Origin of the sequence: Streptomyces barringtoniae, from assembly GCF_020819595.1 — a bacterium.
GTDB classification, from domain to species: Bacteria; Actinomycetota; Actinomycetes; order Streptomycetales; family Streptomycetaceae; genus Streptomyces; species Streptomyces barringtoniae.
In genome coordinates this window covers 1-23,697 of the sequence record NZ_JAJHNP010000018.1, presented here as the reverse complement: position 1 = coordinate 23,697, position 23,697 = coordinate 1, and the positions used below count along the sequence as shown (strand labels likewise).

General features: G+C 71.7%; 21 protein-coding genes and 1 pseudogene. 12 read left to right on the top strand and 10 right to left on the bottom strand.

All coding sequences use genetic code 11. The annotated features are described in order from the left end of the window. Positions 1 to 87 precede the first annotated feature (87 nt). Together LMU33_RS28625 and LMU33_RS28620 are read left to right on the top strand one after the other, a co-directional pair. Entirely contained in the window at positions 88 to 1,458 is a 1,371-nt protein-coding gene (locus tag LMU33_RS28625; protein ID WP_228623506.1) for an FtsW/RodA/SpoVE family cell cycle protein, read from the top strand. A 52-nt stretch (positions 1,459 to 1,510) separates the two neighbouring features. Continuing rightward, positions 1,511 to 2,968, top strand: coding sequence for a penicillin-binding transpeptidase domain-containing protein (locus LMU33_RS28620; RefSeq protein WP_228623651.1), 1,458 nt, complete (start codon positions 1,511 to 1,513; stop codon positions 2,966 to 2,968). A gap of 36 nt (positions 2,969 to 3,004) precedes the next feature. Here LMU33_RS28620 and LMU33_RS28615 read toward each other — a convergent pair whose 3' ends face one another. Beyond that, the gene (locus LMU33_RS28615; RefSeq protein WP_249814404.1) at positions 3,005 to 3,850 is read right to left on the bottom strand and encodes a hypothetical protein; all 846 of its coding nucleotides are present in this window, start codon (positions 3,848 to 3,850) and stop codon (positions 3,005 to 3,007) included. Between the two features lie 300 nt (positions 3,851 to 4,150). Further along, a complete protein-coding gene (locus LMU33_RS28610; RefSeq protein WP_228623504.1) occupies positions 4,151 to 5,260 on the bottom strand; it encodes a ferritin-like domain-containing protein in 1,110 nt (369 codons plus the stop codon). 123 nt (positions 5,261 to 5,383) lie between these two features. On the opposite strand from LMU33_RS28610, the gene LMU33_RS28605 reads away from it, so the two are divergent. From LMU33_RS28605 to LMU33_RS28580, 6 genes are all read left to right on the top strand, one after another. After that, a complete protein-coding gene (locus tag LMU33_RS28605; RefSeq protein ID WP_228623503.1) occupies positions 5,384 to 6,322 on the top strand; it encodes an AurF N-oxygenase family protein in 939 nt (312 codons plus the stop codon). Positions 6,323 to 6,450: 128 nt separating this feature from the next. Further along, positions 6,451 to 7,101, top strand: a complete 651-nt coding sequence (locus LMU33_RS28600; protein WP_228623502.1) for a TetR/AcrR family transcriptional regulator — start codon at positions 6,451 to 6,453, stop codon at positions 7,099 to 7,101. 10 nt (positions 7,102 to 7,111) lie between these two features. After that, positions 7,112 to 7,414, top strand: coding sequence for a DUF8847 domain-containing protein (locus LMU33_RS28595; protein WP_372478070.1), 303 nt, complete (start codon positions 7,112 to 7,114; stop codon positions 7,412 to 7,414). Positions 7,415 to 7,547: 133 nt separating this feature from the next. Continuing rightward, a complete protein-coding gene (locus LMU33_RS28590; RefSeq protein ID WP_249814403.1) occupies positions 7,548 to 8,612 on the top strand; it encodes a C40 family peptidase in 1,065 nt (354 codons plus the stop codon). Between the two features lie 162 nt (positions 8,613 to 8,774). Continuing rightward, on the top strand, positions 8,775 to 9,131 hold the full coding sequence (locus LMU33_RS28585) for a PRC-barrel domain-containing protein (RefSeq protein ID WP_228623499.1): 357 nt from the start codon (positions 8,775 to 8,777) through the stop codon (positions 9,129 to 9,131). A gap of 54 nt (positions 9,132 to 9,185) precedes the next feature. Further along, a complete protein-coding gene (locus LMU33_RS28580; RefSeq protein WP_228623498.1) occupies positions 9,186 to 9,356 on the top strand; it encodes a hypothetical protein in 171 nt (56 codons plus the stop codon). Positions 9,357 to 9,776: 420 nt separating this feature from the next. On the opposite strand, the gene LMU33_RS28575 is transcribed toward LMU33_RS28580, so the two are convergent. The 7 genes from LMU33_RS28575 to LMU33_RS28545 form a co-directional block, all read right to left on the bottom strand. Continuing rightward, positions 9,777 to 10,241 carry a hypothetical protein gene (locus LMU33_RS28575; RefSeq protein WP_228623497.1) on the bottom strand — a complete coding sequence of 155 codons (465 nt, stop codon included), beginning with the start codon at positions 10,239 to 10,241 and terminating at the stop codon, positions 9,777 to 9,779. A gap of 56 nt (positions 10,242 to 10,297) precedes the next feature. Continuing rightward, positions 10,298 to 10,855, bottom strand: a complete 558-nt coding sequence (locus LMU33_RS28570; protein ID WP_228623496.1) for a hypothetical protein — start codon at positions 10,853 to 10,855, stop codon at positions 10,298 to 10,300. Positions 10,856 to 11,175: 320 nt separating this feature from the next. After that, positions 11,176 to 12,429 carry a styrene monooxygenase/indole monooxygenase family protein gene (locus tag LMU33_RS28565; RefSeq protein WP_228623495.1) on the bottom strand — a complete coding sequence of 418 codons (1,254 nt, stop codon included), beginning with the start codon at positions 12,427 to 12,429 and terminating at the stop codon, positions 11,176 to 11,178. Positions 12,430 to 12,464: 35 nt separating this feature from the next. After that, positions 12,465 to 13,124, bottom strand: coding sequence for a GTP-binding protein (locus tag LMU33_RS28560; protein ID WP_228623494.1), 660 nt, complete (start codon positions 13,122 to 13,124; stop codon positions 12,465 to 12,467). Next, positions 13,105 to 13,515, bottom strand: a complete 411-nt coding sequence (locus tag LMU33_RS28555) for a DUF742 domain-containing protein (protein ID WP_228623493.1) — start codon at positions 13,513 to 13,515, stop codon at positions 13,105 to 13,107. Before LMU33_RS28555 ends, LMU33_RS28560 begins: the two co-directional genes overlap by 20 nt. Beyond that, positions 13,512 to 14,009 carry a roadblock/LC7 domain-containing protein gene (locus tag LMU33_RS28550; protein WP_228623492.1) on the bottom strand — a complete coding sequence of 166 codons (498 nt, stop codon included), beginning with the start codon at positions 14,007 to 14,009 and terminating at the stop codon, positions 13,512 to 13,514. Before LMU33_RS28550 ends, LMU33_RS28555 begins: the two co-directional genes overlap by 4 nt. Beyond that, positions 14,006 to 17,287: a nitrate- and nitrite sensing domain-containing protein gene (locus LMU33_RS28545; RefSeq protein ID WP_443728976.1), complete on the bottom strand. Its 3,282-nt coding sequence runs from the start codon at positions 17,285 to 17,287 to the stop codon at positions 14,006 to 14,008. The genes LMU33_RS28550 and LMU33_RS28545 overlap by 4 nt, the downstream gene beginning before the upstream one ends. 384 nt (positions 17,288 to 17,671) lie before the next feature. On the opposite strand from LMU33_RS28545, the gene LMU33_RS28540 reads away from it, so the two are divergent. Further along, on the top strand, positions 17,672 to 18,460 hold the full coding sequence (locus LMU33_RS28540; RefSeq protein ID WP_228623491.1) for a protein phosphatase 2C domain-containing protein: 789 nt from the start codon (positions 17,672 to 17,674) through the stop codon (positions 18,458 to 18,460). A 148-nt stretch (positions 18,461 to 18,608) separates the two neighbouring features. Here the strand turns inward: LMU33_RS28540 and LMU33_RS28530 are convergent, their stop codons facing one another. Further along, entirely contained in the window at positions 18,609 to 19,100 is a 492-nt protein-coding gene (locus LMU33_RS28530) for a MarR family winged helix-turn-helix transcriptional regulator (RefSeq protein ID WP_372478068.1), read from the bottom strand. 236 nt (positions 19,101 to 19,336) lie between these two features. On the opposite strand from LMU33_RS28530, the gene LMU33_RS28525 reads away from it, so the two are divergent. The 3 genes and pseudogenes from LMU33_RS28525 to LMU33_RS28515 form a co-directional block, all read left to right on the top strand. Next, complete coding sequence (locus tag LMU33_RS28525) at positions 19,337 to 20,179, top strand: lysozyme (protein ID WP_228623490.1); 843 nt, start codon at positions 19,337 to 19,339, stop codon at positions 20,177 to 20,179. Between the two features lie 318 nt (positions 20,180 to 20,497). Continuing rightward, on the top strand, positions 20,498 to 22,867 hold the full coding sequence (locus LMU33_RS28520) for a SpoIIE family protein phosphatase (RefSeq protein WP_228623489.1): 2,370 nt from the start codon (positions 20,498 to 20,500) through the stop codon (positions 22,865 to 22,867). Positions 22,868 to 23,091: 224 nt separating this feature from the next. Further along, positions 23,092 to 23,697, top strand: a pseudogene (locus LMU33_RS28515) (hypothetical protein); the annotation flags it as partial.

The window sequence follows — 23,697 nt, the reverse complement described above, 5'->3', positions numbered from 1 at the left end:
TGCGCCGGGTGCGGGGTGTTCGTGGTTTCTCCCGTCGTTCCCCGCGCGCCTTTGGGGCGTACTGCCCGGTTTGGGTAGGTTCCGGGCATGACCAAGGCCGGAACCACCGGAACCCCCGTGGCGGCGGCGCGGACTCCCGCAGCCGTCGTACGTCTCCCCCGGCGCCGTGGCATCGAACTCGCCCTGATCGTGCTGGCCGTACTGCTGTCGGTGTACGGCTACTGCGCGGTGGGTCTGGCACGCACCGGTACCGTCCCGCCGGGGGCCGTCGGTTACGGCGCCGGGCTCGGTGTGCTCGCGCTGTCGGCGCATCTCGCGGTGCGCGTCCGGGCGCCGTACGCCGACCCGCTGTTCCTGCCGATCGGCGTGCTGCTCAACGGGCTCGGGCTGGTCCTGATCTACCGGCTGGACCGGGAGACCCCGCACGACCGTGCGGCCCCGGCCCAGCTCGTGTGGTCCACGCTCGGCATCGGGCTGTTCATCGCGGTGGTGCTGGTGCTGCGCGACCACCGGGTGCTGCAGCGGTACGCGTATGTGTGCGTGGCCGCCGCGCTCGGGCTGCTCGCACTGCCGATCCTGTTCCCGGCGGTCAACGGCGCCCGGATCTGGATCCGGATCGCCGGATTCTCGATCCAGCCGGGCGAGTTCGCGAAGGTGCTGCTCGCGGTGTTCTTCGCCGCCTACCTGGCCGCCAACCGCAACGCGCTCGCGTACTCGGGCCGCCGGCTGTGGCGGCTGCAGTTCCCGACCGGGCGGGTGCTCGGACCGATCGTGACGATCTGGCTGCTGAGCGTCGGGGTACTGGTCCTGGAGCGGGATCTGGGCACCTCGCTGCTGTTCTTCGGGCTGTTCGTGGTCCTGCTGTACGTCGCCACGGGGCGGACGGGCTGGATGGCGGTCGGCCTGCTGCTCGCCGTCCTCGGTGCGGTGGCCGTCGGGCGGATGGAGCCGCACGTGAACCAGCGGATCGAGGACTGGCTGCACCCCTTCGCCACCATCGAGGCCGGGCTGGGCCCGAACCAGCTCTCCCAGTCGCTGTTCGCCTTCGCGGCCGGCGGGATGCTCGGCACCGGGCTCGGGCTCGGGCACTCGGTCCTCATCGGCTTCGCCGCCAAGTCGGACTTCATCCTGGCCACGGCGGGCGAGGAGCTGGGGCTCGCGGGGCTCGCGGCGATCTTCCTGCTGTACGCGCTGCTGGTGGAGCGCGGTTACCGGGCGGGACTCGCCCTGCGCGAGCCGTTCGGCCGGCTGCTCGCGGTCGGGCTGGCCTCGATCCTGGCGCTGCAGGTGTTCGTGATCGCGGGCGGGGTCACCGGGCTGATCCCGCTGACCGGCATGGCGATGCCGTTCCTCGCCCAGGGCGGCTCCTCGGTGGTCACCAACTGGGCGATCGTGGCGCTGCTGATCCGGGTGAGCGACTCGGCGCGCAGCCAGTACGACGGGCGGGAGGCACCATGACCGAGTACGCCGTACGGGAGGCACCGTGAGCGAGTACGGCGGCGGGCGGCCGATGGCGCGCTACATCCGGCACGCCTGCGCGTTCTGCGCGCTGCTGCTGGCGGCGCTGCTGGTCAACGCGGCCCGCGTGCAGGTGGTGCAGTCCCGGGTCTACGACGACAACCCCGCCAACCGGCGTGCCGAGATCGCCCGTTACGGCCATCCGCGCGGCGACATCCTGGTCGGCGACGAGCCGGTCACCGGCTCCGTGGACACCGGCGAGCAGCTGCGCTACGAACGCACCTACAGGAACGGCCCGTTGTACGCGCCGGTCACCGGCTTCGCCTCGCAGTCGTACGGCACCACGTTCCTGGAACACGCCGGGGACGGGGTGCTCTCCGGCACGGATCCGCTGCTGTCGCCGCTGCCGCTGTGGAACGACATGACGCGCCGGCCCGGTCCGGCCGGGAACGTCGTCACCACGCTGAACCGGCGCGCGCAGGAGGCGGCGTACCGGGGGCTGGCCGGACGCAAGGGCGCGGTGGCCGCGATCGACCCGACCACGGGCCGCGTCCTGGCGCTGGTGTCGAGTCCGTCGTACGACCCCGGGGTGCTCTCGGGCAACGGCGAGGCGGTGACCTCGGCGTGGGCGCGGCTCAACCACGACCCGGAGAAGCCGATGCTCAACCGGGCGGTACGGCAGACCTATCCGCCGGGGTCGACGTTCAAGGTGGTCACCGCGGCGGCGGCGCTGGACGCGGGGGCGGTCACCGACCTGGACGCGCACACCGGCTCCCCCGACCCCTACCTGCTGCCCGGCACCAGGACCCGGCTGACCAACGAGGCCGGCGGCTGCCGGGACGCCTCGCTGCGGTCGGCCTTCAAGTGGTCCTGCAACACGGTGTTCGCCAAGCTCGGCGTGGACGTCGGGGTGCAGAACATGGTGGCCACGGCGCAGGCGTTCGGGTTCAACGACCCAGGGCTGCGGATCCCGTTCTCCGTCGCGCCCAGCACCTTCGACCCGCACGTGGACCGGGCGCAGCTGGCGCTGTCCTCGATCGGGCAGTACAACACGCGGGCCACTCCGCTGCAGATGGCGATGGTCGCGGCGGCCGTCGCGGACCGCGGGCAGCTGTGGTCGCCGTACCTGGTGGAGCGGACGACCCGGCGCAACGGCGAGACGGTGGCGGGGAGCGGGGCCCATCCGGTGCGGCAGGTGATCAACCCCTCGACCGCCGAACGGCTGAAGGAGCTGATGGCCGACGTGGTCCGGGAGGGCACCGGCACCCGGGCGGCCATCCCCGGCGCCCTGGTGGGCGGCAAGACCGGCACCGCGCAGCACGGGGTCGGCAACACGGGTGTGCCGTACGCCTGGTTCGTCTCCTGGGCGCAGGCGGACAACTCCCTGGAACCGCAGGTGGCGGTCGCGGTGGTGGTGGAGGACGCCTCGGCGAACCGGGGCGAGATCAGCGGCGGCGGGAACGCGGCACCGATCGCGCGGGACGTGATGCGGGCGGTGCTCGGGCGGTGAGCACCGCCCGCGTCACGTCCTGAGGAGAGAGGAGGGTCAGCCGATCGGCTCGACCGCCTCGGAGCGGACCTTGAGGGTGTTCCTCGCGGCCGCCTCCAGGTCGATGTCCGACGGGCTCTGGGACGCCAGCGGCGTGTTCACGGTGGCGACGGTGGCACCCGTGTTGCCGTCGGCCCAGGCGCACATGGGCACGGTGAACTTCGTGCCCATCTGCTCCTGCGTCACCACCTCGCAGCTGATGGTCACGCCGCTCAGGTCGAAGTCCTTCGCGGGCACGGCGACCTTGGCGTTGGCGCCCTGGGCGGCGCCCTTCATCATGTTCCGGCGGGCCGCGTCGGTGTTCTTGAACCGGCCGTACATGCCCGAGACCACCAGGGTGCCCTTGGCCGCGTCGCCGTCCACGTTGTACGTGCCGACCACGCCGTGCAGGTCCTTGGCGTCCCAGGCCCCGTGGGCCTCGTCCTCGATCTTCTTGCCCTCGGTGTCGGAGAGGTCCTGGGCGAGCCGGTACTTCCCGTCGAGCAGCGTCTGGGGCAGCGTGAGCTTGTTCTTCGCCTCGGGGAAGCCGCTCTCGACCGCCATCCCGATCAGGGCGAGCACCACGACGACCGCCACGACGGCGCCGCCCACGATCGCGAGGATCAGCCCGACCCGCCGCTTCTTCGGCAGCGGCGCCATGGGCGGCACGCCCCAGCCCGGGTACGGCTGCTGGGCGTAGGGCTGCTGGGGCGGGTACGGCGATCCGTACGGGCCGGGGGCGGCGGCCTGCGGACCGTACGGCCCCGGGGCGGCCTGCGGGGGCGGGGCGTACGGGTTCGGCGGCTGCTGGGGGCCGGTGGGGTACGGCTGGCCGTTCGGGTACGGCTGCGGGGGCGGAGGCATGGACACGCCCGCACGCTACTGCACACAGGTGAACGTCCCGACGGCCACCTCCTCCGCCCACCGGCGAACGGGGCAGAGCGTGCGGGGGCCGGGGGAAGGGGGTCGGCGGAAGGATGCCGCGCGGCTGGGGGTCCAGCCGAAAGGCGCGGGGCGGCCGGGTGTCGAGCGGAACGGTGCGGGCCGGGCCTCGACCTCCACCGCCGCAACGGTCCACCGCCACAGCAGTCCACCCGCCTCAACCCTCCGCCGCCTCAACCCTCCACCCGCCTCGGGCTTCCGCCACCGCGGCCGCCACCCGCGTCAGCTCTCCCCCGCCCCCGACTCGATCGCCTCTCGGACCTCCGCGATGCGCTCCTGCTCCTCGGTGGCGAAGCGCTGTGCGTCGAGTTGCTCGGCGAGTTCCTCGTCCTGGGCCATCAGCAGGTCCAGGCTGGTGTCGCCCATCTCGAAGACGCCCATGTCCACATAGGCCTGCTGGAGGCGCTTGCCCCACAGCCCGATGTCCTTGACGCAGGGCACGATCCGGCTGAACAGCAGCTTGCGGAACAGCTGCAGGAACTCCGAGCGCTCGCTCAGGGCCTCCGCCTCGGCCTTGGGGATGCCGAAGTTCTCCAGGACCTCCACGCCCCGGAGCCGGTCGCGCATCAGGTAGCAGCCCTCGATGACGAACTCCTCGCGCTCGCGCAGTTCGGCGTCGGTGAGCTGCTTGTAGTAGTCCCGCAGGGCGAGCCGGCCGAAGGCCACGTGCCGGGCCTCGTCCTGCATGACGTAGGTCAGGATCTGCTTGGGCAGCGGCTTGTCGGTGGTGTCCCGGATCATCCCGAAGGCGGCCAGCGCCAGCCCTTCGATGAGGACCTGCATGCCCAGGTACGGCATGTCCCAGCGGCTGTCGCGCAGGGTGTCGCCGAGCAGGGACTGGAGGTTGTCGTTGATCGGGTAGACGAGCCCGATCTTCTCGTGCAGGAACCGGCCGTAGATCTCGGCGTGCCGGGCCTCGTCCATGGTCTGGGTCGCGGAGTAGAACTTGGCGTCCAGGTCGGGCACCGACTCCACGATGCGGGCCGCGCAGATCATCGCGCCCTGCTCGCCGTGCAGGAACTGGCTGAACTGCCAGGAGGCGTAGTGCCGCCGCAGCTCCCCCTTGTCCTTCTCGGTCATCCGGTCCCAGTACCTGGTGCCGTACAGGGTCATGGCCTCCTCGGGCGTGCCGAGCGCGTCGTACGGGTCGACCTCCAGGTCCCAGTCGATGCGCTGCTGCCCGTCCCACTGCTTGTCCTTGCCCTTCTGGTAGAGGGCGAGCAGGCGTTCGCGGCCGTCGTCGTACTCCCAGCTGAACCGGGCGGCGCCGCTCGCGGGCACCTGCCAGGGGGAGTCTCCGGGGTCGTTGGCGTACAGGTCATGGGTCGGCATACCCCGCAGGCTCACACGTAGACGCCGAGTCAACAAGTCATGTGCAAGGGATTGACGAGCTTGCTGACAGGCAGTCTCATAAGAGGCAGGACGACTACCCCCGGGTAACGAGGTGAGGGAGCCATGACGACCCTGACGGAAGCGGACGCGCTGGACGGTCTGCGCGATGCGCTCGGCCTGCTCAAGGACCGGGAGCAGGTGGCCGAACGGCTGCTCGCCTCCTCCGCCAAGCACTCCTTCGACCCGGACAGTGAGCTGGACTGGGACGCGCCCTTCGAGGAGGGCAAGTGGTTCTGGCCGCCGGAGCTGGTCTCGCTGTACGACACACCGATGTGGAAGCGGATGAGCGAGGAGCAGCGGATCCTGCTCTCCCAGCACGAGGCGGCGGCGCTGGCCTCGCTCGGCATCTGGTTCGAGATCATCCTGATGCAGCTGCTGGTGCGGCACATCTACGACAAGGCGGCGACGAGCGCGCACGTCCGCTACGCGCTGACCGAGATCGAGGACGAGTGCCGGCACTCGAAGATGTTCGCGCGCCTGATCTCGCACGGCGGCACGCCCTGGTACCCGGTCAGCAAGGTCCACCAGAACCTGGGCCGCCTGTTCAAGACCATCTCCACGACCCCCGGTTCCTTCACCGCCACGCTGCTCGGCGAGGAGGTGCTGGACTGGATGCAGCGGCTGACGTTCCCGGACGAGCGGATCCAGCCCCTCATCCGTGGCGTCACCCGCATCCACGTCGTAGAGGAGGCCCGGCACGTCCGGTACGCCCGCGAGGAGCTGCGGCGTCAGATGGTGACGGCGCCGAAGTGGTCCCAGGAGTTCACGAGGATCACGTCCGGTGAGTTCGCGCGCGTGTTCTCGATCGCCTTCGTGAACCCCGACGTCTACCCGAACGTGGGGCTGGACAAGCGGGAGGCCATGGCCCAGGTGAAGGCGAGCGGACACCGGCGCGAGGTCATGCAGACGGGCGCGAAGCGGCTGACGGACTTCCTCGACGACATCGGCGTACTGCGGGGGGTTGGGCGGCGGCTGTGGAGGTCGTCCGGCCTCCTGGCGTAGAGCGCGGATGCCCGACCGGGGGCGCGGGCCTGTGTCGACGTGCGGCTCCCGCCGCCCAGGCGCGAGCCACCGCCAGGGGCCGCAGGCTCCGACGCTCCCGCGCCCCCGCGGCGATTAGGCTGACGGCCATGACCCCGGCCGCCACCCCCGCCTACCGCCGCCTCAGCGTCGAGGAGCGGCGAAGCCAGCTCCTCGCCGCCGCCCTGGGCCTGTTCGCTCACCGCGCCCCCGAGGACGTGTCGCTGGACGACGTGGCGGAGGCCGCCGGAGTGTCGCGCCCCCTGGTGTACCGGTACTTCCCGGGCGGCAAGCAGCAGCTGTACGAGGCCGCGCTGCGCTCGGCCGCGGAAGAGCTGCAGCTGTGCTTCGACGAGCCCCGCGAGGGGTCCCTGCTGCCCCGCCTGTCCCGCGCCCTGGACCGGTATCTGAGCTTCGTCGACGAGCACGACACGGGGTTCAGCGCGCTGCTCCAGGGCGGCAGCGTGGTGGAGACCTCGCGGACCACGGCCATCGTGGACGGGGTCCGGCGCGCCGCCGCCGAGCACATCTACGGCCATCTCGGCGTCGCCGAACCCGGTCCGCGGCTGCGGATGACCGTCCGGACCTGGATCACCGCCGTGGAGGCGGCCTCCCTGATCTGGCTGGACGAGGACAAGCAGCCCCCGGTGGAGGAGCTGCGCGACTGGCTGGTGGAGCAGTTCGTGGCCGTCCTCACGGTCACCGCGGCCCGGGACGAGCAGACGGCCGCCGTCGTCGGCGCGCTCGGCGAGGATGGCTGAGACTGGGACCGTGAAGAGCGAGGACACCCCTTTCGAGGGCGGCCCCATGGACGGGCGCGTACTGCCGGTCATGGTCGGTCCCACCGGGCACCCCCCGAAGACGTACCGCATCCCCGTCCCCGACCCGGAGGGCGGCCCGCCCACCGTGCTCGTCTACCGCCGGGTGCCGCGCGGGCACAGCAAGCGGCTGGGGCTGATCCAGGGGTGGAAGTACCAGTACGACCCGGACGACACCTCCGGCGGAAGGCTCAGGTGGCCCTGGTCGAAGCCGGCCACCGCGCCGCCCGCCGAGCCGGACGCCACGAACGAGTGACAGCTTGCGCCGAACCGCGCACGCCGGGAGCGCGCCCCGCACGGATACATCCGATTATCGCGGTGCGATAGGAGGCGAACAGCCCGCCCGCCGGGACTCCCCTCCCCGCACCCGAGGTGATGACGTGTCAGGAATGCTCGTGCGCCTGGCCTGCACGACCGCGCTGGCGGCCCAGGCCGTGCTCGTACCCGCACCCGCCGCGGCCGCACCGGACCCGCAGCGGCCCGGTGCGGTCCCGCAGCGGTCCGCGTCCCAGCTGCTGACGGAACTTCAGCAGCTGTACCGGCAGGCCGAACAGGCCACCGAGACCTACAACGCCACCGCCGAGAAGCTGAAGCGCCGGCGCGCCGAGGTGGCCCGCCTCGACGGCGAACTGGTCCGTACCCGGCTCGCCCTGCAGGACAGCCGGACCGACGTCGGCCGGCTGGCCCGCCGGCAGTACCAGAGCACCGGCGGCCTCGGCCCGTACGTCCGCCTGCTCCTCGCGCCCGATCCGCAGGACGCGCTGGACGAGGGCCATGTCATCGGCGAGCTGGCCCGCGTGCAGGCCCGTACGGTGCACCGGCTGGCCGCCGTGGAGAAGCAGCGGGACGCCCTGGCCCGGGCGGCCCGCAAGGCCCTGGATGCCCAACTCACCCTCGCCGACCAGCAGAAGAAGCAGCGCGACGAGGTGCGGGGCAAGCTGGGTGACGTGGAGCGGCTGCTCACCGCCCTCACCCCGGCCCAGCTGGCCGCGGTCGCCGCGCTGGAGCAGCGGGGTGTCACCGAGGCCCAGCAGAAGCTCACCACCGCGGGCTCCCTCCCCGCGGGCCGCCCCGCCTCAGCCGCGGGCGCCCGCGCGGTCCGCTATGCCCTGGGGCAGCTCGGCAAGCCGTACCAGTGGGGCGCGCAGGGGCCCGGTTCCTACGACTGCTCGGGCCTCACCACTCGGGCCTGGGAACACGCGGGCAGGGCCATCCCCCGCACCAGCCAGGAGCAGTGGAAGCACCTGAAGAGGATCCCGCTCGGTGACCTCCGCCCCGGTGACCTGGTGGTGTACTTCCGGGACGCGACCCACGTGGCGATGTACGTGGGCGACGGCAAGGTCGTACAGGCACCGAGACCCGGGGAGAAGGTCCAGGTGTCACCGCTGGCCTCCAACCCGGTGCTCGGTGCCGTACGACCGGATGGCCGGGCTCCCGTGACCGAGGCCGGGTAGGCCTGCGTCTTCTGCCCATTTCGGCGGCGACGGCCTGCGATCAGGCGTTTTCGACAGCATGCGCCGACCGTCAGAGTACGATAAAAGGTGCAAACCTCGCGTAGTCACTCCTGCCGTCGGATGCAGCGTCTGCGGGAGGCGGCGGGCCGCAAGGAGCAAGGCATGATCCATTCAGCCGATATCCGCGAGTGGCGCAACCGGGACGTGATCGATCCCAAGGGGCGCAAGATCGGAGCCCTGGAAGCGGTCTACGTGGACACCACCACCGACACGCCGACCATGGCCACCGTCCGTACCGGACTGCCGACCCGGCACCGACTGGTCTTCGTCCCCCTCGACGAGGCAACGCTGGGCCCCGGGTACGTGAGGGTGGCGCACGGGAGAGGGCTGGTGAGGAAGGCGCCGTCCATGGGCATGGATGACGTCCTGCCGGTCGAGCGGGAAGAAGAGGTCTTCAAACACTACGAGAGGCCCTACGAGCGCGGTACCGGGGACGGGCGGCGCCTCGCACGCCGCTGACCAGCCTCCGTCGCTGGAGCGCCGAAGTCTGCAGAACCTGAGGATGTGCTCACCATGGCGCTTTTCCTGTTCCTGATCCTCGCCGCCGTCGTCCTGGGAATCATCGGCACGGTGGCGCAGGGGCTGTCCTACCTCCTGATCATCGGCATCGTGGTCTTCGTGGCAGACCTGGCCCTCTTCGGAATGCGCTGGTCCCGACGCTCTCATCGACACCTCGTCCGGTGATGCCACCACCGCCGGCGAAATCCCCGTATGCGACCCGGGAGCGCTAGCGGGAGCCCTTGGTCCGTTCTTTCGCGTCCCGCATCCTGCCGCGCGCCTCGAGAGCGGCGCCTTTTGCTGCGAGGGTTTCTTTGTGCACCGCGTGGGCCGCCTTCCGCACGGCCTTTCCGACGGCCTGTTCGGCCTTTGCCTTGGCCCGTTCTCCGGCACTCATCTCGGTACCTCCCCGGAGTCTCACCGACCGCCTGCCCTTGGGACAGGGTGCAAAACGAGGTCGCACTGATCGACCTGAAAAGGATGAGGCCTGAGCTCAAAGCCCGCACCGGGCGCGGTGCGCCGTCCTCACTGAGGGGCGGCGCACCGTCGGCCTTCTTCTTCGTCCTCGCGGGTCTTCGCCCGGCCTCGCCGTGGGTCGGTGTCCCGTCAGGCGGTGAGCAGGCGGTTGAAGAACGAGCGGTAGTGCTGCAGGGCCCTGCGCAGATCTTCGGTGTTCGCCTGCTCGCCCCGGTTCCACTGGCCTTCCAGCTCGTGCTTCTGCTCGGCGAACGTCTCGGCCAGCTGCTGCATGACGTCGGCGACCAGGGAGTCGGCCGTGTGTACGGCGTCCTGCGGGTCGTCGACGAACTCGTTCTGGATCTCCTGCCACCGTTCGCGGAGATGCGCCTCTTCCTCCGGCGCGAGGAGGTGAAGAGTCTCGTCGCCCGGTGCTGCGGCCGCCTCGCGCCCCTGCCCTTCGGCGGTCTCTTGGGACGCAGCTGCGCTCTCGCCCGGGAAGACGGGCGCCTCCGACTGCGCCTCCGGTTCACCCCCGGTGCCGGCGCGGGGCTGGGCCAGGTCTTCGGTGGACAGTCCCCTCTCGGTGGGGCCCGGTGCGTGTTCGCGTTCCATGTCTCCTCCGTCCCTTCGTCCTTCGGGATCTGTCGGCATCGCGGTGGCGAGCGGGTTCAGGCCCGGGCGTGGCGGGGTTGGCCACCGTCGGAGAGCAGCTCTTCGAAGAGCTCGCGGTAGTGCACCATGGCGCCGCGCAGCTGCTCGGTCGTGGCCTTGTGCTGAGTGCTGAGCGTGTCGACCTCGTGGGCGGCCCGATAGTGCTCGAGCGTGCGGCTGTGCTCGACCGAAAGATCCTTCACGCGCTGCTCGAATTCCCCGGTCGGGTAGCCGCGCTCGTGCATCAGAGAAGTGACCAGACGGTCGGCGTCATGCACGGCGTCGTCGGGCCGGTCCACGAACTCGTCCTGCACGCTGGTCCAGTCCCGGACGTACCGCTCCCGCACACTGCTGGGCAGCGGCTTGATGTCGAGAGAGTCATGGCGCCTCTCACGTGCACTGAGCTCGCGCTCGGCGGCCAGCCTGTTGTCGGCACCCTCGACTGTTCGCTCGTACTCGGGGCCGAAGCGTTCACGCAGGTGGCGGCGGCGCACGAGCAAGACGGTCGCCGTCGCGACGAGAGCGATCACCACCACGACGGGGATGATGATCTCCAGAAGTGTCCCTGTTGACATGCGGCCGAGCCCCCTTGCTTTGCCCGTTATGCACCACTTAGTCCCTGTGTGCCCCGGATGTTGCAACCAAAACGGGATGCAGCGCGCAGCCCAACGGCGACAGCGGGGACCCACGGGGAACGACAGCCGACGGCCGGGAACGCCGAGGTCAGCGTCTCGCCTGGGCAGCCCGGACCCAGTTGCACCACCAGACCTCGGCGCCCGCTCCGCCCGTAGTTCGCATCGAGGAAGCCGAGCGCCGGCGGACGCCGACGGCCCCGGTATGCCCGGGGCCGTCTGTGGGCGGTCCGAGGGCGGCCGAACCCCAGGTCAGAGGCCCGTCACGCGCCGGTGACCGAGGCCAGGTAGGCGGCCGTCTTCTCCGGCTCGTAGAAGAAGTTCTCGAAGTCGGCCGGGTCGTTGAAGGCGTTGGCGAAGCGGTCGGCCACGGGCTGGAGCTGGCCGGCCGCGCCGATGAGGTTCAGGATGTGCTCCGGCGGCGGCATGAGCATCGCGTTCGTCCACTTGGTGACGTGCTGCGCGGTGTTCCAGTACCGGTCGAACGTGGCCTGCATCCACTCCTCGTCGAACGGCTTGTCACCCTGCTCCAGGATCGAGGCGAGGTACGCGGCCGCGCACTTCGACGCGGAGTTGGAACCCTGGCCGGTGATCGGGTCGTTGGCCACGACGACGTCCGCGACGCCCAGGACCAGCCCGCCCCCGGGCAGCCGGCCGATGGGGTTGCGGACCGTCGGGGCGTAACGGCCGGCCAGTGTGCCGCCCGCGTCGGTCAGTTCGACCTTGGTCGCCCGCGCGTACTCCCAGGGCGTGAACTTCTCCATGAGTTCCAGGGTCAGGGAGAGGTGCTCGGCCGGGTCCTTGACGCCGTTGAAGACGTCGAGCGGGCCGCCGGGTATGCCCTCCCAGAACAGGATGTCGGCAGGTCCGGAGGTGGTGAGCGTCGGCATGACGAACAGCTCGCCGACCCCGGGGACCAGGTTGCAGCGGACGGCCAGGAAGTCCGGGTGCTCCGGGCGCGGGCCGAGTCCGTGGACGTACGACACCGCCAGCGCGCGCTGCGGCTCGCTGTACGGGGAGCGCGAGGCGTCGCGGCCGAACATCTGGACCAGCTCACCCTTGCCCGCGGAGACCAGGACGAGGTCGTAGGTGCGGGAGAAGTAGTCGAGGTCGCCGACCGCCGCGCCGTGGATGACCAGCTGGCCGCCGCGCTGCGCGAACGTCTCCATCCAGCCGGCCATCTTCACCCGCTGGTCGACCGACTGCGCGTACCCGTCCAGCCTGCCCACCCAGTCGATGGCTCGCTGGGTGGGGCCCGGGTCGTGCGAGCCGGGGGCCGCGACCGAGACGCCGAGTCCTTCGATCTTCGGGGCCTGGGACTCCCAGAAGTTCAGCTTCAGATCGCGCTCGTGCTGCAGTGCCGTGTGGAACATGCACTGCGTCGACATGACCCGGCCGGTGCGGATCTCGTCCGCGGTCCGGTTCGACATCAGGGTGACCTCGTAGCCGTGCGACTGCAGGCCGAGGGCGAGCTGGAGGCCGGACTGACCGGCTCCGACGACGAGTATCTTCCGCATGCGGGTGGGGACTCCTAACGGGTACTGCTCGGGGACTACTCGGGGGTTTCGTCCAGCGCGTGGCCGACCAGGGCCAGCAGTGTCTCGATGGCCGAAATGCGACGTCGCGCATCCATGATCATGACAGGGACGTGCGCGGGGATCGTCAGCGCCTCCCGTACGTCCTCCGGCTCGAACAGCTCGCTGCCGTCGAAGTGGTTGACCGCGACGACGTACGGCAGTCCGCAGCTCTCGAAGTAGTCCAGGGCCGGAAAACAGTCCTTCAGCCGACGGGTGTCGGCCATGACGACCGCGCCGATCGCGCCGCGCACCAGGTCGTCCCACATGAACCAGAACCGCTGCTGGCCCGGCGTGCCGAACAGGTAGAGCACCAGGTCGTCGTCGAGCGTGATGCGGCCGAAGTCCATGGCCACGGTGGTGGTGAGCTTGCCCGGCGTGGCGGTGAGGTCGTCGGTCTCCTCGCTCGCCTCGGTCATCAGCGCCTCGGTCTGCAGGGGCCTGATCTCCGAGACGGCGGTCACGAGGGTTGTCTTGCCGACGCCGAAGCCTCCCGCCACGACTATCTTCGTGGCGATGGGGGCACGGGTGCGGTCCGTCTGCCAGGACCTCAGGTCCTCGTCGGGCTCGGTGAACCCGGCGACGAGAGGGGTGCCTCCGACGGGGGAGGCGGCGGTGTCAGAGACGGCGGAGTCCACTCAGCACCCTTTCCAGCAGCGCGCGGTCCGGGCGGCCGGTGCCGTGACCGGTGCCGGTTCCGTACACACGGATCTTTCCCTGGTCCGCGAGGTCGCTCAGGAGCACGCGGACCACGCCGAGCGGCATCTTCAGCAGCGCAGCGATCTCGGCCACCGTGCGCATGCGGCGGCACAGTTCGACGATGGCCTGCATCTCGGGCATCACCCGGGTGCTGAGGGAACCATTCGTCAGTTCCTTGCGTTCCTCCGGGGCCTCCAGCGCCGCCACGAACGTCTCCACGAGGAGGACGTGGCCGAAGCGGGTACGGCCGCCGGTGAGCGAGTAGGGGCGGACGCGGGCGGGTTTGCGGTCGCCGCCCCGCATGGGGAGTTTCTTCCCGGAGCCGGTCATCGGGCGCTCCCCGCCGACTCGGCCTGCAGGGACTTGCGCAACTCGCTGCGGAGTTCGGGGGTCAGGACGTGGCCGGCGCGGCCGACGAACAGCGCCATGTGGTACGCGACCACGCTCATGTCGCACTCGGCGGAGCCGTGCACGCCGAGCAGCGAGCCGTCGCTGATCGACATCACGAACAGGCTGCCCTCCTCCATCGCGATCATCGTGTGCTTGACGGCGCCGAAATCCATCAGCTTCGCGGCACCGAGGGTGAGGCTGCCGATGCCGGAGACGATGGTGGCGAGGTCCGCGGAGGAGCCCCTCGGGCCCTTCGCCGGGCGCCTTTCGCGGGATTCGGTCGTACGGGCCGGGTCGGACGACAGGAGGAGCAGGCCGTCCGAGGAGACCACGGCGACGGACTGGATGCCGGGGACTTCCTCGACCAGGTTGGTCAGCAGCCAGTGCAGGTTGCGGGCTTCACTGCTGAGTCCGTAGGTACTGGGCGCGGTCAACTGCTTGCCTCCTCGGCTGTGCCCCCCGTGGCGTTTTCGGTACGTGCTGCGTTCTCTGCCTCTACGTCGCGGTAGCCGGCCTGGGCGCCCTGGCGGAAGCCGCCCAGCCTCCTGCGGAGGGCTTCGGCGTCCACAGAGCGGGTCCGCTGGCGTGGGGCCTGGGTCGGTACGGTGATCTTGGGTGTGCGCTTGGGGAGGCCCTTGCTGGTCAGCTGTTCCTCCGCCTCGGCTTCGCCTTCGGCGGGGTTTTCGTTCCCACCCGCACCACCCGTGCGGCTTTCGTGGTCGGGTGCGGGTGGCCCCTGTGGGGCGTCCCCGCCGTCGGCGGCCGCCGGGGACGTGGGGGGCTGCGCCAGGTCCGGGAGCAGCAGCTCCATCGTCGACTCGGCGAAGGTCTCCGCCGGGGCCTTCGGGCGGGTCTCCGCGTCCTGGCCGACCGGGCCGGCCTGCTCATGGACGGCCCGCTCCACCGGACCCCCGGCCCGGCCACCGAAGGCATCCCACACCGCATCCTCGGCCGAACCGCCGAAGGCACCCTTCGTCTCACCGCTCGGTCCAGCGGAGGCGGCCTCCTCGGCGAGCGTGCCGAAGGCCGTCGTGGTCTCCCCCACGGGGGCCTGCGTGGGCGTCGGGACCGTCGACTGCACAGGGCCGTCGGTCTCATCGACCGAACCGCGCGAGTCGGCGGCCGGACCGGCGGAGGCCGTGAACGGGTCGGCGGAGGCCGGACCGCCCGAGTCGGCGACCGAACCCGCAGACGCCGTGACCGGACCGCCCGAGGCCGTAGCCGTACCGCCGGAGCCGGTGACCGTACCGCGCGAGTCGGCGGCCCGACCGGCGGAGGCCGCGGACGGGTCGGCGGAGGCCGTGGACGGACCGCCAGAAGCCGTAGCCGGGCCGCCCGAGTCGGTGACCGAACCGGCGGAGGCCGTGACCGCACCGCCGGAAGCCGGGGACGGATTGCGGGCGTCGGTGGCCGGATCGCCGGAGGCCGTCGTCGGGTCGGCGGAGGCCGTTGCGGTGCGGACTGCCTGTTCTGCCAGGGCCACCAGCGGGTCGGTGTCCTTGGTGCGGGCGTGGAGGACGTTGGAGTTGACCTCGGCGTCGGCGCCGGGGAGGGAGAAGGTGCCGGTGGTGCTCCCGGAGGAGGTCTGCGGGGGCAGGGCGGTGGCCGGGGCCTCGGTGAGGAGGGTGGCCGGCAGGACGACGACCGCCGCGACGCCGCCCTGCTTGTGCTCGCGCAGCTGCACACGGACACCGTGGCGGTGGGCGAGGCGGGCGACGACGTACAGGCCGAGGCCGAGACCGGCGTCGCCCTCGTGGTCGTAGGCGGACTCGGGGTCGAAGTCGGCCAGGCGGGCGTTGAGGCGGTCCATGCGGTCGGCCGCCACGCCGATGCCCTCGTCCTGGACGGAGAGCATGACCTCGCCGCTCTCCAGCAGCCAGCCGGAGACCTCGACGGGCATCTCCGGCGGGGAGAACGAGGTGGCGTTCTCCATCAGCTCGGCCAGCAGGTGGGACAGGTCGTCCGCCGCGAAGCCCGCCACGTGCGCGTGCGGCGGGAGAGCCGCGATACGGACCCGCTCGTAGCGCTCGATCTCGCTGACGCCCGCCCGGACCACGTCGACCAGCGGCACCGGGCCGTGGTGCTGCTGGACGTGCTCGGCGCCGGCCAGGACCAGGAGGTTCTCGCTGTGGCGGCGCATGACCGTGGCGAAGTGGTCCAGCTTGAAGAGCGTGGCGAGGCGGTCGGGGTCCTGCTCGCGGTCCTCCAGGCCCTCGATGACCGCGAGCTGGCGCTCGACCAGGCCGAGGGTGCGCAGGGCCAGGTTGACGAACGTACCGCCGATGCTGGTGCGCAGCCGCTCCAGCATGTCGGCCGACTGGTCCAGCTCGGCCTGGAGGGCCTCGCGGGCCTCGGCCATCTTCTGGCGCTGGCCGACCAGGTGCTTGCGGTCCGTCTCCAGGGTGGCGACCCGCTCGCCCGCGGCGACGGTCTGCTCGCGCAGGGCGACCGCGTGCGCGTGCAGGGCGTTGACCGAGCGGACGACCTGGGCGAACTCGTCGTTGCGGCCGGTGAAGGTGATCGGCTCCTGGGTCGCAGGGTCCGCGGACTCCGCCAGCCGGGCCGAACCGCGGCGCAGCACCGACAGGGGGCGGGTCAGGGTGCGGGCCATGGCCGTGGCGAGACCGACCGCGACCAGCATGAGCGCGCCGAGCACGGCGATGCGGATCTCCAGCGCCGTGACGTCGTCGTCGCGGAGTTTCGCCAGGTCCTTGGTGCGGTGGTCGTAGAGGGCCGATTCCGCGCCGCGCATCAGGTCGACACGGGCGGACAGGGCCGCGTCCAGCTTCTTGGTGCTGGTGGTCAGCTCGCTGTCGGCCAGCGTCGGCTGGTCGGTGAGCGTGGCGAGGTACTTCTCCGCCGAGTTGACGTCGGTGCCGGTGACCGTGGAGTCGTAGGCGTCGACGGCCGTCCTGGGGGCGGTGGCGCGGAAGTCGGCGAGGGCGGCGTCGGCGCGCAGCCGGGCCTGCTGGGCGGCGGCGGTCAGTTGGTCGCGCTGCTTGCGATCGGCCTCGGAGGTGGTGGAGGTCGTGGTGGGCAGGCCGGTGACGGGGTTGATCACCGTCCGGGTGGAGGACGGCACGTTCAGCGCGGCGAGCAGCAGTCCGCGGGCGGCGGCGGACTGCTGGACGGCGGTGTCCAGCTCGGCGAGCGCGTGGGCGCCGGAGCCGGCCCGCGGGGGCGTCCGGTCGGCCAGCTGCTCGGCGATCCGGTGCAGCTCGGTGATGGCCGCCGAGTACGCCTGGTGGGCCTGGAGGGCCGTGCTCTGGCCGGTGAGGGCGGCCCGGCGGACGGCGGCGATGCCGTCGAGGTCGCCGCGCAGGCTCGCCGGGGTGTCCTCCTCGGCGCGCAGGTCCTCGACCTGCCGGTCGACGCGGGCGCTGCGGTCCTCGGAGGGGGCCTTCGCCCTGGGGCGTCCCGCGGCGATGTAGGAGGTGACCTCGTCGCGCTCGTCGGCGAGGGAGTTCGCGAGGGCGAGGGCGTCCTGGGTACGGGCGGCCAGCGTCACCAGGTCCTGGGAGTCGCCGACGTCCTGGGAGGCGGTGAGCACGGAGGGCGCGCCCGCTCCCGCGACGGCCGCGGCCACCACGGCGACGGCGACGATCAGCCGGGTGCGCACATGGGTGGGACGGCCGTTGCCCACGGGGGTCTGCCGGGCGGTCCCCGTGGGGTCCGTCTGCCTGCCTGTGCGCCGAGGCCGCTTCATCTGCACCGGTGCTCGCATTCCTGAACTCGTCTACCCAAGGGCCCGGGTGGCGCCCCGTCATATCGGTGCCAAGTGGTGCGTACACCCGGTTCGTACGGTTCCCGACCCTCCCAGCGCCGGTGAGCAGTGGTCGCGCATCACCTGACCCGCCACCCGAAGGAGTGAACATCGGAGGGGAGTTGGCGGGCAAGTTCCCGTGGCGGGTGTGGTGCGGCCCTGCGGCATGCCGGTTGGACGCGCGGGGCAGGCTTTGGCAGTATTCGCCACCACGCCTTCCCGGAGTGGATCATTCCAGCCCAAACCAGGCGCCTGACCTGCGGGGTCGTGCCAATTCGGCGGTGGTTGCCAGCCTTTGGCGAATCCTGTGAAGGCCTCGTGCAGACTGGCCGAATGCGAACTGATCTCGTTTCGGAACCCGGCGACGCGAACCGACCCAACGAGGACTTCGCCGCTGTCGGACTACCCGCCTCCGGGCAGGGAGGTTGTGCGATCGTCCTGGACGGGGTGACTCCGCCGCGGGGCGAGACGGGGTGTCTGCATTCCGTCCCCTGGTTCACCGCGCGACTGGGCGGCGCGCTGACCGAACTGACCGTTTCGCGCGGAGATCTGACACTCCCGGAGATTCTCTCGCGGGCGATCGGCCGCACCGCCGAGGCCCATGCGCAAACCTGTGAACTTTCTCACCCGCGAACCCCCCAGGCAACCGTCGCCCTGGCCCGCTGGTCCGCCGGCACCGTCGAGTACCTGGTGCTGTCCGACTCCGCGCTGCTGCTGCAGGGCACCGACGGGACGGTCACCCCGGTCCTCGACGACCGGCTGGCCCGCCTCCCGCGTTCCGCGCTCGCCACCGACGCCCTGGTGGACGCCACCCTGCGCAACAAGGAGGGCGGCTTCTTCACGGCCGCCGCCGACCCCGCGGTGGCCGCTCGCGCGGTCGCCGGCACGGTGCCCCGGGCCGAGGTCCGCGCCCTGGCCGCGCTGACGGACGGCGCGACCCGCTGGACGGAGAAGTTCCACGAGGGCGACTGGCAGGCCCTGTTCGAGACGGTCGCGAAGGAGGGCGCCCGGTCCCTGGTGGACCGGGTGCGGCAGCTGGAGGCGGCGGACCGCAAGGAGCGGGCGTTCCTGGGGCGGAGCAAGACGCACGACGACGCGACGGTGGTCCACGTGCAGCTGTGAGCCCCTCACCGATCCCGGCCGTGAGCCCCTCACCGATCCCGGCCGTGAGCCCCTCACCGACTCCGGCCGTGAGCCCCTCGCCGACTCCGGCCGTGCGCGCCCGCCGGCTCCGCCGTTCTTCCGCACCGCCCGCCCCTTCCGGGCGGCCCTACTTCTCCATGACGCCGTTCAACTGGTGCAGGAGCCGGGCGAGTTCGGCGACCTCGCGGCGGTCCCAGTGGGCGAGCTGCCGGACGTAGCGGGCGCGGCGCGCCTCGCGGACCTTGCCGACCCGGCCGCGCCCCTCCTCGGTCACGGTGACGAGCCAGGCACGGCCGTCGGCGGGGTCGGGTTCGCGGGCGATCAGGCCCAGCTCCTCCAGGGCCCGCAGCTGGCGGGACATGGTGGCCTTGCCGACGCCGATGTAGGCGGCGAGGTCCGTGGCCCGCTGGCCGCCGCACTCGTCCAGGCGGATGAGCAGGCCGTACGCGGAGGACTCCAGGTCGGGATGGACCTCGCGGGCCATCTCGCCCTGGTTGGCCCGGGCCCGGCGGAGCAGCACGGTCAACTCCCGTTCCAGTGCCAGGAATTCCTGGTCTGCACCACTGGGCGTCATCTTCTGGGCGCCGCTGTGTGCGTCGCCGTTTCCGTCCTCGTGCACGTCAGCACCCCTGCTCGGTTTCGCGGTCCTGAAAGTTTCTGCCAAAAGTCGTCATTGCCGCAGCTCTGTAAGTATTTCGCAGGGCTAGACCAACGGCGGAGCCCGGACCCCCTTCCCACGTGTCATCTACGTGCGTAGCTTCCTTATCAGGCAATGAATGGCATGCCCACGCCAGTGCGGCATCCGGTACACGGTCACAGCCACGTTCCCCCCACCCCACTCCCCGGAGGCACGTCATGCCCGTGCACAGACCCGGCTCCGACCGCTCCGACCGTTCCGACCGCCCGCGCCCCCTCGCCGTCCTGGTCACGGCCCTGCTCGCGGCGCTCCCCCTGGCCCTCCCGCTCACCTCCGCCCACGCCGCGGGCGCGCCCAGCCGCGGCTCCGCCCACATGGGCATGGGCGTGCTCGCGCACGACGGCCGGGACGGCACCCCCACCTCCGGTGACGTCACCCAGACCGAGGGCGTGGACGTCTCCGGCTACCAGGGCAACGTCGCCTGGTCGACCCTGTGGAACAGCGGGGTGCGCTGGGCGTACACGAAGGCCACGGAAGGCACGTACTACACGAACCCGTACTTCGCCCAGCAGTACAACGGCTCGTACAACATCGGCATGATCCGCGGCGCCTACCACTTCGCGACCCCGGACACCACCAGCGGCGCCACCCAGGCGAGCTACTTCGTCGGCCACGGCGGCGGCTGGTCCAGGGACGACAAGACCCTGCCCGGCGCGCTCGACATCGAGTGGAACCCGTACGGCGCCGAGTGCTACGGCAAGACCGCGAGCCAGATGGTCGGCTGGATCGCCGACTTCCTGAACACCTACAAGTCCCTGACCGGCCGGGACGCCGTGATCTACACGGCGACCAGCTGGTGGAGCGACTGCACCGGCAACTACGGGGGCTTCGCGGCGAACAACCCGCTGTGGATCGCCCGCTACGCCTCGGACCCGGGGACGCTGCCGGCCGGCTGGTCGTACTACACGATGTGGCAGTACACCTCCTCCGGCCCGACCGTCGGCGACCACGACAAGTTCAACGGCGCCCTGGACCGGGTGCAGGCCCTGGCCAACGGCTGACCCCTCACAGCCGCAGGGAAATAGCGATCCGCGTCAGCTCGGCCACACTCGTGCGGCCGAGACCGGCGCGGATCCGGCACTTATCGTTCGCGGCCGGCCGGCGGCCGGGCCGTAACGCCAGTCATCGAGTCCTCCCTGTTGTCAGCCGCCAGCGGGGTGGGTAGTGCCGTAGTAGGGCATTTGTCTCCTTCATGCCGGAGGCCCCGGCCGGTTGCGGGCGACCGCGGTTTTCCTCCCGCGGCCCTGCGTTGGTGCTCCGCGCCCCCCGGGATCATGCTGGTCAGGAGAGCCTGCCGAGCAAGGGCGAGATGAGCGGCGATGGAGCGACCGGAGCGACAGTCGACGTACACGGCCACGGCCACCATCGATGAGCAGGGCATCCTCATCGGTTGGAGCGAAGGCGCCGAGCGCCTGCTCGGCTACGACTCACCGGCCGTCGTCGGACGGCCCGCCACCGCTCTCCTCGCAACCGACGGATCGGCGGCCCGGCGTGTCGTCGCCGGCCGGGACCGCTGGAACGGCACCGTCCCGCTGCGGCACCGCGACGGCCGGCTGCTGGAGCTGGGCGTGCTCGCGCACCGCCGGACCTCGGACACCGGCGTCAGCGACTGGCTCGTGGTGAGCGCCGTGACGGCCCGTGCGCAGCCGCCGCGGGGCGAACCCCTGGAGGAGTGGACGTTCCTGCAGTCCCCCTTCCCGCTGGCGATCTTCGACGCCGAGCTGCGGCTCGTGCGCGCCAACCGGCGGATGGAGCACGCCCTCGCCCTGCCCGAGGCCGCGATGCGCGGACTGCGGCTGCCGCACATCGTGCCCGGCGCCGCGAGCGAGGAGGCCGACCGGTCGATGCGGCTGGCGCTGGAGACCGGCCGGCCGCAGGAGGCCCGGGCCCGGCTCGGCGCGGAACTGGGCCGCGCCGCCGTGCTCACCCCGCTGAAGGACGCCGACGGCCGGGTGCGCGCCGTCTGCCTGTCCACGCAGGCGCCCGCGCAGGACTCCGCCGCCCGGCAGCGCCCCTCGGACGAGAACGGCTCGCGCGTCGGCACGGCCGCCGACCAGGCGCGCGCCGCGCAGGAGCTCGGCGAGGTCACCGTCCCCCGGCTCGCCGACGTCATGGCGGTCGACCTGCTCGACGCCCCCTGCGCCACGGGCGAGGCACCCACCCCCCAGCCCGGCCCGGTCGTCCTGCGCCGCGCCGCGCTGCGCGCCATGCCCGACGGCGTCGGACCGGCCTACGGCAGCGGCGTCGGCGAGGCGGTCGTCTGCCCGCCGGACTCGCCTCCGGCCCGGTGTCTGACGGCGGGCCAGCCGCTGCTGTACGACACGGCGGACCCGCTCGTCGCCGAGTGGGCGGCGGTGGACCCGGGCGCGGCGTGGCTGCGCGCGTCCGGGGCGCGCTCACTGCTGGCGGTGCCGCTGCTCGCCCAGGGCAGCACACTCGGCGTGGCGCTGTTCGGCCGGCGCCCGGGCCGGGAGCCGTTCGGCCCGGAGGACCTGCGGCTGGCGCAGGAGTTCACGGCCAAGGCGGCCGCCGGCATCCGGCAGGCCCGCTCCTACGCACGGGCCCGCACCACCACCATGGCCCTCCAGCAGAGCCTGCTCCCGCACACGCTGCCCGACCAGGGGGCCCTGGAGATCGCCACCCGCTATCTGCCGGCCGCGACCCGGGCCGGGGTGGGCGGCGACTGGTTCGACGTGATCCCGCTGTCCGGGGCGCGGGTGGCGCTCGTCGTGGGGGACGTGGTGGGCCACGGCATCCGCGCCTCGGCCACCATGGGCCGGCTGCGCACCGCTGTGCGCACCCTGGCCGACGTGGACCTGCCGGCCGACGAACTCCTCACCCACCTCGACGACCTGGTGCTGCGGCTCGCCGCCGACGAGGGCAGCACGGACCCGTCCGCCGAGACCGCCGGCGGCATCGGCACCACCTGTCTGTACGCGGTCTACGACCCGGTCTCCCGCCGGTGCACCCTGGCCCGGGCCGGCCACCCCCCGCCCGCCGTGGTCACGCCGGACGGTGCCGTGCGCTTCCTGGACGTGCCCGCGGGACCGCCGCTGGGTCTCGGTGGGCTGCCCTTCGAGGCCACCGAGAGCGAACTGCCCGAGGGCAGCCTGCTCGCCCTGTACACCGACGGGCTGTTCGAGGCCCGCGACCACGACATCGACGAGGCGCTGGACAAGATGTTCGCCGCGCTCGTCCGGCCCGCGGCCTCGCTGGACGCGGTCTGCGACCACGTGCTCACCGAGCTGCTGACCCACCGCCCCGACGACGACATCGCCCTGCTCGTCGCCCGCACCCGGGTCCTGCACGAGGACCGGGTCGCCGCCTGGGAGCTGAAGAGCGACTGGACGGACGTCTCCCGGGCCCGCCGGCTGGCCTGCGACCAGTTGTCCGCGTGGGGCCTGGACGAGGCCGCGTTCACCACCGAGCTGATGGTCAGCGAGCTGGTCACCAACGCCATGCGGTACGGCCGCCCGCCCATCCAGCTCCGGCTGATCCATCAGGACTCGACCCTGATCTGCGAGGTGTACGACTCCAGCGGCACCACCCCGCACATGCGGCGCGCCCGCATCTTCGACGAGGGCGGCCGGGGCCTGCTGCTCGTCGCCCAGCTCGCCGAACGCTGGGGCACCCGGCACGACCGGGTCGGCAAGACCGTGTGGGCGGAGCAGTCGCTCACCACGGGCTGACACGGCGCTGCCGTCTTCTCGGCTGCTTCTGGTCGGCGTCGGCCTGCCCGGAAGGGCGCGGAATTCTACGTCCCGTATCGAGCCTGTCAAGCCCCGAATATGCGTCGCTTTTTCCGGCTCCCGGGGTGAGCCAATCTGGATTCAGGCAAAGCGCCGAGTCACCGCCTCAGAGGTGACGCAAACAGGCAAATAGAATTCCCACCTTTCACTCAAGGAGAAAAACCATGGCTGTCAACGTTCGCGTGCAGATCCCCCGGATTATCGGCGCTTCTTTTGTTGCTGCGGTTCTCGCCGGTACGGCAGGGGTTGCCGGCGCTCAAGCCGCTCCTCAGACGGTCAAGGCCGCGCCGAGCGTGGTACGGGACGCCGACCAGGCGAACGTGGACCAGGGCGGTGACGGCGGTGCCGACCAGGCGAACGTGGACCAGGGCGGCGGCGGGGCGGACCAGGCCAACGTGGACCAGGGCGGCGGCGGGGCCGACCAGGCCAACGTGGACCAGGGCGGCGGCGGGGCCGACCAGGCCAACGTGGACCAGGGCGGCGGCGGGGCCGACCAGGCCAACGTCAACCAGGGCGGGGATGACGCCAATCAGGCGAACGTCAACCAGGGCGGCGGCGACGCCAACCAGGCCAATGTGAACCAGGGCGACGGCAAGGCCAACCAGGCCAACGTCAACCAGGGCGACGGCAAGGCCAACCAGGCCAACGTCAACCAGGGCGACGGCAAGGTCAACCAGGCCAACATCAACCAGACCAGCGTCAACCAGACCAACAACATCAACCAGACCAACGTCAACCAGGGTGGCGGCGGCGCCGACCAGGCGAACGTC

Excerpts from the sequence above, each read along its gene's own strand:
- LMU33_RS28590 (WP_249814403.1), top strand. The coding sequence starts at position 7,548 with ATGCTCGTGCGCCTGGCCTGCACGACCGCGCTGGCGGCCCAGGCCGTG.
- LMU33_RS28625 (WP_228623506.1), top strand. The coding sequence starts at position 88 with ATGACCAAGGCCGGAACCACCGGAACCCCCGTGGCGGCGGCGCGGACT.
- LMU33_RS28555 (WP_228623493.1), bottom strand. The coding sequence starts at position 13,515 with ATGACCGGCTCCGGGAAGAAACTCCCCATGCGGGGCGGCGACCGCAAA.
- LMU33_RS28615 (WP_249814404.1), bottom strand. The coding sequence starts at position 3,850 with ATGCCTCCGCCCCCGCAGCCGTACCCGAACGGCCAGCCGTACCCCACC.
- LMU33_RS28570 (WP_228623496.1), bottom strand. The coding sequence starts at position 10,855 with ATGTCAACAGGGACACTTCTGGAGATCATCATCCCCGTCGTGGTGGTG.
- LMU33_RS28605 (WP_228623503.1), top strand. The coding sequence starts at position 5,384 with ATGACGACCCTGACGGAAGCGGACGCGCTGGACGGTCTGCGCGATGCG.
- LMU33_RS28540 (WP_228623491.1), top strand. The coding sequence starts at position 17,672 with ATGCGAACTGATCTCGTTTCGGAACCCGGCGACGCGAACCGACCCAAC.
- LMU33_RS28565 (WP_228623495.1), bottom strand. The coding sequence starts at position 12,429 with ATGCGGAAGATACTCGTCGTCGGAGCCGGTCAGTCCGGCCTCCAGCTC.
- LMU33_RS28600 (WP_228623502.1), top strand. The coding sequence starts at position 6,451 with ATGACCCCGGCCGCCACCCCCGCCTACCGCCGCCTCAGCGTCGAGGAG.
- LMU33_RS28525 (WP_228623490.1), top strand. The coding sequence starts at position 19,337 with ATGCCCGTGCACAGACCCGGCTCCGACCGCTCCGACCGTTCCGACCGC.
- LMU33_RS28580 (WP_228623498.1), top strand. The coding sequence starts at position 9,186 with ATGGCGCTTTTCCTGTTCCTGATCCTCGCCGCCGTCGTCCTGGGAATC.
- LMU33_RS28575 (WP_228623497.1), bottom strand. The coding sequence starts at position 10,241 with ATGGAACGCGAACACGCACCGGGCCCCACCGAGAGGGGACTGTCCACC.
- LMU33_RS28585 (WP_228623499.1), top strand. The coding sequence starts at position 8,775 with ATGATCCATTCAGCCGATATCCGCGAGTGGCGCAACCGGGACGTGATC.
- LMU33_RS28610 (WP_228623504.1), bottom strand. The coding sequence starts at position 5,260 with ATGCCGACCCATGACCTGTACGCCAACGACCCCGGAGACTCCCCCTGG.
- LMU33_RS28520 (WP_228623489.1), top strand. The coding sequence starts at position 20,498 with ATGGAGCGACCGGAGCGACAGTCGACGTACACGGCCACGGCCACCATC.
- LMU33_RS28620 (WP_228623651.1), top strand. The coding sequence starts at position 1,511 with ATGGCGCGCTACATCCGGCACGCCTGCGCGTTCTGCGCGCTGCTGCTG.